Origin of the sequence: Streptomyces sp. adm13(2018) (genome assembly GCF_008042145.1) — a bacterium.
GTDB lineage: Bacteria > Actinomycetota > Actinomycetes > Streptomycetales > Streptomycetaceae > Streptomyces.
In genome coordinates this window covers 1-1611 of the sequence record NZ_RDBH01000073.1, presented here as the reverse complement: position 1 = coordinate 1611, position 1611 = coordinate 1, and the positions used below count along the sequence as shown (strand labels likewise).

Below are 1611 nucleotides of genomic sequence, written 5' to 3'. Positions count from 1 at the left end.
CCCCACGGCCGCGCCCCACCACCCGGCCGGCGGCCACATCGTCCTGATCAACCCCAACACCTCCGCCGCCACGACCGCGATGATGACCGCGATCGCCCGACGCGCCCTGGGTGGCGGCGGGCGGTCCGTCCGGGGTGTCACCGCGGACCGGGGCCCGGGCATGCTCACCGACCCCGCGGCCCTGCGCGCCGCCGCCCCCGGCGTCCTCGCCGCCGGCCTCCGCGCCGCGGCCCGCGGCGACTGCGCGGCCCTCCTCGTGGGAGCCTTCGGCGACCCCGGCCTGGCCGCACTGCGGGCGGCGACCGACCTGCCCGTGGTGGGGCTGGGCGAGGCTGCCCTCCGGGAGGCGGCGGCCGACGGGACCCCGTTCGGCGTGGCCACCACGACCCCGCTCCTGGCCGACGCCATCGCGGCCCGGGTGACGGCGCTGGGACTCGCCGACCGGTACACGGGCCTCCGCCTCACGACGGGCGACCCCGAGCGGCTCTCCGCCGACCCGGACGCGCTCCTCGCCGCACTCGAAGACGCGGTCCGTGCCTGCGCGGAGCGCGACGGGGCGCGCGCCGTCGTCATCGGCGGCGGCCCGCTGGGCGACGCGGCGGAGGCGCTCCGCGCCCGGTGCGCGGTCGACGTCGTCGCCCCGATCCCCGCGGCCTGCCGGGCGCTGACCCGCCTCCTCGGCGCCTGACGGCAGCCCGGCCTCCTGCGCCGGCACTCCTGCGCCAGGGCCGGGTAGGCGGCGGAGATCGCCTCGTACAGGCGCCGCCGCAGGAGCCGCTCGGCCTCGCCGCGCCCCGTCTCCCCGTAGAGGCCGTCGAGCAGCGCCTCGTACCGCCCGAGGGCGTGCCGCAGGTAGCTCACCTGCCACCGCACGAGCGCCCCCGCCGCGACCCCCTCCCGTGGCGCCGTCCCGGGGCTCCGTGCCGCGAGCAGCCGCCGGTGCCGGACCGCCCGCCGCTCCAGCTCGGGGCCGGGCAGCCGGGGCACCTCGATCGGTTCCGCGCGGATCGCGGCCAGGACGGCGGCCCTGCGCCGCCCGGCGTACACCGCGGCGGCCGAGGAGCGGCCCGGTGAGAGCGCCGTACCGGCGAACTCGGGCGTCCGCTCCACCGTTTCGACCCGGGCCAGGAGGTAGAGCCGCAGCGGCGCGGGGGACCAGCGGCGCGGATCGCGCCCCTGGACGTCAGGCGTGCCGAGCAGGTCCCGCACCATCGTGTCGGTCCAGCCCCGTCGGCGTACCCCGGCGTGGCTCACATAGGTCGTACGGTCCGTCATGATTCCCCCAGATCTGATTACGGAGAGTGATGTTCTCAGTGAAGCGCACCCCACTGACAACGCCCCCTTGCCCCACCCGGCCCGACTGTGCGATATAGGTCTGGACCTTTCCGACGGACRGAGGCCGGCCCGTGCAACGCCCGCTCGCCGCAAGCCTGTTGACTGCCCTCGTGCTCACCCTCGCGCTCGCCGGCTGCTCCGCCGACGCGGCCCCCGAGGCCAAGGACACCAGAGCCCCCACCGTCCCCTCCGGCGTCACCGCGACGGCGGGCGGCCCCCGAGGCCAAGGACACCAGAGCCCCCACCGTCCCCTCCGGCGTCACCGCGACGGCGGGC

The 1611-nt window shown here is 78.0% G+C and carries 1 protein-coding gene; it reads left to right on the top strand.

All coding sequences use genetic code 11. The features are described from left to right. Window positions 1–688: aspartate/glutamate racemase family protein (locus EAO70_RS06475; RefSeq protein WP_261992702.1), on the top strand; the 688-nt coding region annotated here is incomplete at its 5' end. Window positions 689–1611: the final 923 nt, after the last annotated feature.